Source organism: Streptomyces sp. AC550_RSS872 (assembly GCF_019049285.1).
In the GTDB taxonomy this organism is placed as follows: domain Bacteria; phylum Actinomycetota; class Actinomycetes; order Streptomycetales; family Streptomycetaceae; genus Streptomyces.
The window spans coordinates 108,112-116,892 of record NZ_JAGMUL010000121.1 but is presented as its reverse complement, the minus strand read 5'-3'; the positions used below and the strand labels follow the sequence as shown (position 1 = coordinate 116,892).

The following is an 8,781-nucleotide window of genomic DNA, read 5'->3' as shown; positions in this document are numbered from 1 at the left end:
CGGTTGTCGATCGCGGAGTGCGGTACGACGACGCCTTTGGGGCGGCCGGTGGAGCCGGAGGTGTAGATCATGTATGCCGGGTGGTGGGGCGTGAGGGGTGTGGTGCGGTCGGCGTCGGTGAGGTTGCCGTCCGGGTATCCGTCCAGCTCCAGGTCGTCCAGGGTGGTGAGGTGGAGGGCGGGGGCGGCGTCGTTGAGGATGTGGGCGATGCGGTCCGCCGGGTAGTCCGGGTCGATGGGGACGTAGGCGGCGCCCGTCTTCAGCACGGCGAGGAGGCTGACTATCAGGTCCAGGGAACGGGGTATGTCGACCGCGACGAACTGCTCAGGTCCCACCCCGCGGGCCGCCAGGTAACGGCCCAACTGGTTGGCCCGTGCGTTGAGGTCCGTGTAGGTCAGGTCCTCGCCCGCGTAGATCAGTGCGACCGCATCCGGTGTCGCGGCGGCCTGCTCCTCGAACCGCGTCCCCACATCCACCGGCACGTCCTCCGTCTCACGCCCCGTCCAGAGCGTGGGGAGTTGGTGCCGTTCCTCCGGCGTCAGCAAGTCGAACCGGCCGAGCGGGCGGTCCGGGTCGGCCGTCACCGCGTCCACGAGCTGCATGAACCTGCGCTGGATGGCGTCCAGTTGGTCCTCGTCGTACAGGCCGGGGTTGGCGTCGAAGTCCATGCGGACGCCGCTGTGCGGGGTGCCGCTGAAGACGAGGTCGAGGTCCCGTACGCGGTTCCCCGAGGGCCGCTCGATCTTCGCCGTCACGCTCCCGAAGGGCAGTTCAGCCCGGTGGCCGAGGATGTTCACCATTGGCCCGCGCAGCGCTTCCGGCGTGCTCGCGCCGAGCTCGCGCCGCAGCTCCTCGCCACGGAACCGGTGGTGCCGTACAGCTTGGCCGACCTGCTCCGCCGTGGCCTGCACCAGCTGGGCGAAGCTCATGGAGGGCCGTATGCGCAGCCGCAGCGGCAGTTCGTTGGCCAGCATGCCCGGAGTGGTCAGGGCAGCCCGGCCGGTGCGTGCGGTGACCGGAAGGGTGAGGAGGATGTCGTCCTGTGACGTCATGCTGTGCATGAACTCCGCCGTGGCGGCGATGACCACGAATGACCAGGGTGCATTCGCCCGCTGACCGGCGCCCTGGAGTGCCGTGGTCTGGCGGCGGGTGAGCTCGGCGGTGCGGCGCAGTACGGACGGTGCGGGCGGGGCGAAGCGTCCGGTCAGCGAGACGGGATCGGGATAGTCGGCCAGCGTACCGAGCCAGTACGCGCGGTCCGTCCGGTGCTGCTCGGATGCCCGGTAGGCGTCCTCGCCGCGTACCAGCCCGTCCAGGGTGCCGAACGCGCACGGCGGGCACTCTTGTCCGGCGGCGAGGGCAGAGTAGACCTCGGAGAGGCGGCGCAGATAGAGCATCAGGCTGAAGCCGTCGAGCAGGATGTGGTGGTAGCGCAGGTACAGGGTGTGGCGGCCGTCGGCGAGGGTGAGCAGGGTGTGCTGCTGGAGAGGGTCGGCCAGCAGGTCGACCGGGGCGGCCAGGTCCCGCCGGATCCAGTCGTCGGACTCCGCCGGGTGCCCGGCCAGCCGTACCTGGTGCAGCGGCGAGGCCGCGTCCGCTGCGGCTACCACCTGGTGCGGGTCGCTGCCGCTGAGGCCGATCCGGCAGCGCAGCGCCTCGGTGTCCGCGGTGGCCCGGCTGATGGCCGCGGCCATCAGCTCCGGGTCGACGGGGCCGGAGAAGTCCAGCCGGATACCGATGTTGTAGTGCGCGCTGTTCGGGTCCAGCTGCTGCGCGAGCCACACCTCGGACTGCGCGGCGGTGAGAGCGTGTCGGATCATTGCGGACTCAACCTCGGTCATCTTTCCTCGCAGAACTTCGGCCGGGCGGTGCGGAGTTGCTCGCGGGCGGTGCCGGAGCGCTGGCTGGTCAGGCTGGCTGTGCGGATGACGGCGGGCCATCCAGATGGAGCGGCCGCAGCTCGTTGCCGAGGAAGAGCTGACGCATCGCGATGCGCTGGATCTTCCCGCTGGTGGTGCGGTGTACGGCCCCTGGGCGGAGCAGCGCCACTGAGGCGACGGGCAGTCCGAACTCGCGGCTGACGGTCTGCTTGATCCCCGCGCTGATCCGGGCGAGTTCGGTGTCGCTGAACCGGCCGCGGATCTCCTGAGTGATGACGAGGTCCTCGGCATTCCTGGCGCCGGTTCCGGCCGGGACGGTGAAGGCCGCGCCGGGCAGCGAGCGCAGCTCGGTGTGCCGGCGCTGCACCTCGTGCTCGATGTCCTGCGGGTACAGGTTGCGGCCGTGCAGGAAGAGTGTTTCCTTGATCCGCCCGGTGATGAACAGGTCGCCGTCCACGAAGGCGCCCAGGTCGCCGGTGCGGAGATAGCCGGTGTCGCCGTCCTGTGTGGTGGCCCCGAACGTCTGCTGGGTGGCCGTCTCGTTGTTCCAGTAGCCGTGGGCGACGCTCTCGCCCCGCAGCCAGATCTCGCCGATCCGGCCGTCGGGCAGCCGCTCTCCGCTGTCTGGGGCGACGATGATGGCGTTGATGCCGAACAGCGGGCCGCATCCCACCAGTTCGCGGTACCGGTCCTCGGTCGGCTCGGCGCGCACGATCCGGTGCTGCTCCAGCGCATCCGCGTCGACCCGTAGGGTCAGCGGCGGGCGGTTGGGCGCTGTGGCCACCAGCAAGGTGGCTTCCGCCATGCCGTAGCCCGCCATGACCGACTCCGTGCGCAGCCCGGCGGACCGGAAGCGCTCGCTGAACGCGCGCAGGGTGCGGGCCTGGATCGGCTCGGAGCCGTTGCCCGCGTACCGCCAGCCGGAGAGGTCGAGTGCCGCCAGCTGCTGGTCGGTCACCCGGTCGTTGAGCAGGGCGTAGGCGAAGTTGGGCGCGGAGCTGAACTTGACGTCGTAGCGCTCGATGGCCCGCAGCCACAGATGGGGCCGGCGTACGAACGTCATGGGAGGCATCAGCACCGCCGAGCGCCCCGTGAGCACGCCGCCCAGCAGATGGCCGATGAGGCCCATGTCGTGGTGCATCGGTATCCAGCCGCCGTGGCGGCCGCCGTCCGGCAGCGGCAGGGCGTCCTCCATGGCCTGGATGTTGTGCAGCAGGTTGCCGTGGGTGATGACGGCGCCCTTTGGCTCGGAGGTGGAGCCGGAGGTGTACTGGAGCATGGCAGGAGTGGCCCGGTCCACCGCCGGGTGCTCCCAGGCTTCGGTGCCGGTGGCGCCGACGTCGTCGCCGTCGGTCGCCAGCATCGGGAGACCGGTGAGCCCTTCGGCCTCCGCCCACGCCGTCACCTGGTCGAGCTGCGCGGTGCTGGTGAGTACGGCCCGCACGTCGGCGTCACGGACGATGCCCTTCACTCGCAGCTGCTCGCGCTGGTTGCTCTCCGGCAGCGGCGCCGGCACGGCGATGATGCTCGCGTACAGACAGCCGAAGAAGGCTACGGGGAAGTCCGTGCCGGAGCTGTACTGCAGCAGCGCACGCTCGCCGGCCGCGAGGTGCTGGCGCAGGTACACGGCCAGACGGCGTGCCCGGTGGTCGAGTTCGGCGTAGGTGAGGGAGGTGTGTCCGTCCTCCTGCTCCGGGTCGTGGACATGGATCACCGCCTCTTCTTCCGGCATTTCGGCTGCGTTCGCGCGCACGGCCGATATCAGGTCCGAGGTGTCCCTAAGGCTGGGCATGGCTCCCTCAGTAACTTGAGTTACGGCGGTCGCAGAACAGTCCGCCTGAATGTGTGTGTTGAGATTATGGAACACGTTTACTGTGAAGGTAGCAGCGCGTTTCCTGGTAGGTCAACATGGATATTTCTGATGCTGTTCTTGCAGGTCAAAGCGGCGATAGAGCTTCGATATCCGAGCTATAGACACTGTTTGTAGAATCTCCTGCAAAATTCGGTGTGTGTTGTGCTCGGCGTATTGCTTCATGTCTTTCTGTAAGCCTTCTCGAAGGCGTTGCTCGCACCGGAAACCTTTCATTGGAGCAGTTTATGTCGCTAACCGCTGTCGCTTATTCTGAGCTGTATGTCGCGGACCGGAGGGAGGCCGTGGCGCACCTGGTCGACGGCCACGGGTTCGGCGAGGTCGCCCTGGCCGGTCCGCAGACCGGCGCACCGGACGGGATGTCCACGGCGCTGCGCAGGGATGGCGTAACGCTCGTGGTCACGCAGCCCTTCAGTGACAGCGGCGAGGGCGCCCGCTATGTGGACCGGCACGGGGACTCCATCGGGGACATCGCGTTCCTCAGCACGGACGTCGAACAGGATCAGGCCCGTGCCGTGGCCGGGGGCGCCACCTCCCTGGCAGCCCCGGCACCGTCCCGCGCACCCGGGCAGGCAGGGGCGCCGTACGGAGCCGTATCGGGCTTCGGGGACCTGCGCCACACGCTGGTCAGCGAGACCGGGCTGACAGCCGGTCACCTTCCTCCGGACCGCGAGTGGACCTTGCTGCGCGCGGTCGACGAGAGTCAGGCGACAGACCTCGCGCGCTCCGGTGACGTGTCCGCACTGGACCACATCGCGGTGTGTCTGGAGGCCGGTACGCTGCGGGACACGGTCGCCTTCTACGAGCGCGCCTTCGACTTCCCGTACTATTCCTCGGAGTACATCGAGGTCGGCGGCCAGGCGATGGACTCGATCGTGGTTCGCAACGCCACTGGCGGCATCACCTTCACCTTCATCGAGCCCGACCCTGACCGCGCCCCCGGGCAGATCGACCGGTTCCTCACCGCCCACGCCGGTGCGGGAGTCCAGCACCTGGCGTTCCACGTGGACGACATCATCGGCACCGTACGGAAGCTGTCCGAGCGGGACGTCGACTTCCTGCACACCCCGGCCACCTACTACGACATGCTGGAGGGGCGCGTCGCCGGTATGGGCGACCGGATAGCCGACCTGCGCGAGACCAGCGTCCTGGTCGACCGCGACGAGTGGGGCTACCTGCTGCAGATCTTCGCCCGGTCCCCCTACCCGCGCGGCACGCTCTTCTACGAGTACATCCAGCGCAACGGCGCCCGCGGGTTCGGCAGTTCGAACATCAAGGCCCTGTACGAGGCCGTGGAGCGGGCCCGGGAGGCAGCCTCCCGATGACCGCAGCGGCCGCAGCCTCCTCGCCTCGCGCACAGCTCCTGGACTGTGCCGACTTCACCGACGCGGCACACCGGGTGCTGCCCGGCGACGTGTGGGACTTCATCGCCGGCGGCGCCGGCCGGGAACGGACGCTGGCCGCCAACGAGGCGGCATTCGCCTCCGTACGGCTGCGCCCGCGCGGACTCGCAGCCGTCGGCGAGCCGGACACCACCGTCCGGGTATTCGGCACCCGGTGGGGTGCGCCCCTGGGCGTGGCCCCGCTGGCGTACCACGGGCTGGCGCACAGCGACGGCGAGGCGGGCACCGCCAAGGCCGCAGCCGAACTCGGACTGCCGCTCATCGTCAGCACGTTCGCCGGCCAGCCGCTGGAGCGCATCCGGGCGGCGGCAGGGGAGGCCGCTCCGCTGTGGCTGCAGCTCTACTGCTTCCGAGACCAGGAGGTCACCGAGGGCCTGGCCCGTCGTGCCGCCGCCGCGGGATACCAAGCCCTGGTCGTCACCGCGGACACCCCGTACATGGGGCGACGGCTGCGCGACCTGCGCAACGACTTCCGTATCCCGCCGCACATCCGGCCCGTCAACCTCCCGCCTGCCGCCGCCCACCAGGCACCCTCCGGCAGCGCGGCCACGGGCCCGGACTCGCCAGCCGCACACAGCCGCTCGGCGTTCCGCGCGGACCAGGACTGGACGATCGTGGACCGGCTGCGGCGGATCAGCGGACTGCCCGTAGTGGTCAAGGGAGTGATGACAGGGCAGGACACGCACGCCGCGATCAGTGCGGGTGCCGAGGGCGTCATCGTCTCCAACCACGGCGGCCGCCAGCTGGACGGGGCACCGGCCGCACTCGACGCACTGCCCGAGGTGGTGACGGCGGTCGGCGGCAGCGTCCCGGTGTTCCTCGACGGCGGTGTCCGTAGCGGCGCGGACGCGTTCACCGCACTGGCGCTCGGGGCGAACGCGGCCTTCGTCGGCCGCCCCGCGCTGTACGCGCTGGCCGCTGACGGCGCCTCAGGCGTACGCCAACTGCTGTCCATCATGTCCGGCGAACTCGCCGACACCATGGTCTTCACCGGGCACCGGACAGTCCCATCGATCGATGCGACCGCAGTGGAGATGCCACGGTGACGACACCGGAGCCGACCCCCCAGGACCCCGAGCAGGTGCTGCTGAGCGAAGCGGACCTGCACCCCAGCGTGTCCCAACCGCTCATGGACACTATGACGTTCCTCAACGAGATCACCCTCCGCTACCCGGACGCGATCTCCTTCGCCCCCGGACGGCCGTACGAAGGCGACTTCGACGTCGCCGACATCGCACACCTGATCGACGCCTACGTCGGGTATCTGCGGCAGTCCGGCCGCAGCGAGGAACAGATCCGCACCGCGCTGTTCCAGTACGGCGAGACCGCGGGGCAGATCCGCGAACTGGTCGCCGACATGCTCCGCAAGGACGAGGAGATCGACGTCCCCACGGAATCCCTGGTGGTCACGGTCGGCTGCCAGGAGGCATTGCTGTTGGTGCTGCGCACCCTCTGCTCCGGTCCCGACGACGTACTGCTCGTGGACAGCCCGTGCTACGTGGGCGTCACCGGCGCCGCGAGCCTGCTGGACATCCCCGTCGCCCCGGTGGCGAGCACCCCGTACGGCGTCAGCCGGACAGCGCTGCGGGACACCGTCGAACGGCTGACAGCGCAGGGCCGCCGCCCGCGAGCGCTCTACATCGTGCCGGACTGCTCCAACCCCACCGGCGCCAGCATGCCCACCCAGGACCGTGTCGACCTGCTCGAAACCGCCCGGAGCCTGGGGCTGCTCCTGCTCGAGGACAACCCGTACGGGTTGTTCAGCAGTCGGCGCCGACCCACCCTCAAAGCCCTGGACCGGCGGCAACAGGTCATCTACCTCGGCTCGTTCGCCAAAACCGCGTTCCCCGGCGCCCGGATCGGCTATGTCGTGGCCGACCAGCGGGTCCGCAAGACCGACGGAACCGGGCTGCTCGCCGACGAGATCGCCAAGGTCAAGAGCATGGTCACGGTCAACACCCCCAGCGTCAGCCAGGCAGCGGTCGCCGGACTCCTGGTCACCGAGGGCGGCAGCCTGCGCCGCAGGAACGAGACCGCCGCGCGGCACTACCAGGACACGATGCGCCGCGTACGGAACACCCTCGCCCACGAGTTCCCGCCCGCACAGCGCTCTGCACTCGGCGTGCACTGGAACGACCCCGACGGGGGCTTCTTCCTCACCGTCGACGTGCCCTTCCCCGCGGATGAGAGCGCCCTGCGCACCTCGGCCCAGGAGTACGGCGTGATGTGGACTCCCATGCGCTTCTTCCACCTCGACGGCAGCGGTGACCGGCAGATGCGCCTGTCGTGCAGCTATGTGACGACAGCCGAGGCAGAGACCGGCGCGACCCGCCTCGCCCGCTTCATCAAGGAGTCGGTATGACAAAGTCTGGTCTGCAGGAGATCCTGCCGCTGGCCCCTCTCCAGGAGGGACTGCTCTTCCACAGTGTGTACGACGAAGCGGTCGAGAACGTCTACGCGGTACAGACCGCCCTCGACCTGGAGGGCGAACTGGACGTCGCCGCGCTGCGCGCCGCCACGGAAACCCTCTTCGCCCGGCACTCCAACCTGCGCGCCGCCTTCCGCTACGAGGGACTGCGCCGGCCCGTCCAGCTCATCCCGTACCGGGTCACAGTGCCCTGGGAGGACGTGGACCTGTCCCACCTGCCGGAAGCAGAGCGGTGGACCGCAGCCGACGAGCTGCTGTGGACCGACCGGCGCCGCCGTTTCGACCTGGCCAGGCCGCCACTCATGCGGTTCACCCTGATCCGTATCGGCGAGCGGACACACCGCCTGGTGATGACCAACCATCACATCCTCCTGGACGGCTGGTCGCGCCCGCTGCTGATCCGTGAGCTGATCGCCCTCTACCAGTCACGCGGTGACGACAGGGACCTGCCGCCGGTCAAGCCGTACCGCGCCTACCTACAGTGGCTGGCCGACCAGGACCGGCAGCAGGCGGTCGAAGATTGGCGGGAGGCCCTGGCCGACCTGGACTGCCCCACCCTGGTCGCACCGGACGCGGGCGCTCGCCCGGCGGTCATACCCCAGCCCGTACTGCGCGGCCTCGACGCCGACACCCACCAGGCCCTGAACACCGTCGCCCGCGAGCATGACCTCACCCTCAACACAATCGTGCAGGGCGCCTGGGCACTGGTCGTCAGTGCGCTCACCGGCCAGGACGACGTGGTGTTCGGCGCCACGGTCTCCGGCCGGCCGCCCGAGGTCGCCGGCATCGAGACGATGGTGGGGCTGTTCATCAACACCCTTCCGGTGCGGGTACGGCTGCACCCCGCCGAACCGCTGGTCGACGTACTCGCCCGGCTCCAGGGGCAGCAGGTAGCACTACGTTCACACCTGCACCTGGGACTGGCCGAGATCCAACGGCTGGCCGGTTCGCAGGAGCTTTTCGACACCGCCGTCATCTTCGAGAACTTCCCCGTGGACATCGAACCGGGCGGCGGAGGACAACAGCCGAGCGGTCTGCGCGTGATCGGAGTACGCGGCCGAAGCAGCAGCCACTACCCGTTGGCCCTGGTCGCGTCAGCCCGCTCCGGACTCTCCTTCCGGCTCGACTACCAGCCCGACCTCATATCCGAGAAGCAGGCCCACACCGTTATGGAGCAGCTTCTCCGGGTAGTTGGGGCGG

General features: G+C 69.4%; 6 protein-coding genes. 4 read left to right on the top strand and 2 right to left on the bottom strand.

All coding sequences use genetic code 11. From position 1 onward, the window contains the following. Nucleotides 1-1,820: condensation domain-containing protein (locus KUM44_RS34770; protein ID WP_217213740.1), on the bottom strand; the 1,820-nt coding region annotated here is incomplete at its 3' end. A gap of 88 nt (nt 1,821-1,908) precedes the next feature. Next, nucleotides 1,909-3,672, bottom strand: coding sequence for a fatty acyl-AMP ligase (locus KUM44_RS34765; protein ID WP_217213739.1), 1,764 nt, complete (start codon nt 3,670-3,672; stop codon nt 1,909-1,911). Between the two features lie 362 nt (nt 3,673-4,034). Between KUM44_RS34765 and hppD the strand changes: the two genes are divergently transcribed. The 4 genes from hppD to KUM44_RS34745 all read left to right on the top strand — a co-directional run. After that, nucleotides 4,035-5,075 carry a 4-hydroxyphenylpyruvate dioxygenase gene (hppD, locus tag KUM44_RS34760; protein ID WP_308402794.1) on the top strand — a complete coding sequence of 347 codons (1,041 nt, stop codon included), beginning with the start codon at nt 4,035-4,037 and terminating at the stop codon, nt 5,073-5,075. Then, nucleotides 5,072-6,199 (top strand): alpha-hydroxy acid oxidase, encoded by a 1,128-nt coding sequence (locus KUM44_RS34755; RefSeq protein ID WP_217213737.1) that lies wholly within the window; start codon nt 5,072-5,074, stop codon nt 6,197-6,199. The genes hppD and KUM44_RS34755 overlap by 4 nt, the downstream gene beginning before the upstream one ends. Continuing rightward, a complete protein-coding gene (locus tag KUM44_RS34750) occupies nt 6,196-7,515 on the top strand; it encodes a PLP-dependent aminotransferase family protein (protein WP_308402793.1) in 1,320 nt (439 codons plus the stop codon). Before KUM44_RS34755 ends, KUM44_RS34750 begins: the two co-directional genes overlap by 4 nt. After that, nucleotides 7,512-8,781, top strand: a 1,270-nt coding sequence (locus tag KUM44_RS34745) for a condensation domain-containing protein (protein ID WP_254390544.1), incomplete at its 3' end; no start/stop codon positions are given. The genes KUM44_RS34750 and KUM44_RS34745, both read left to right, overlap by 4 nt.

Bases quoted from the DNA above. Each gene is read 5' to 3' on its own strand.
- KUM44_RS34765 (WP_217213739.1), bottom strand. From the start codon at position 3,672: ATGCCCAGCCTTAGGGACACCTCGGACCTGATATCGGCCGTGCGCGCG.
- KUM44_RS34755 (WP_217213737.1), top strand. From the start codon at position 5,072: ATGACCGCAGCGGCCGCAGCCTCCTCGCCTCGCGCACAGCTCCTGGAC.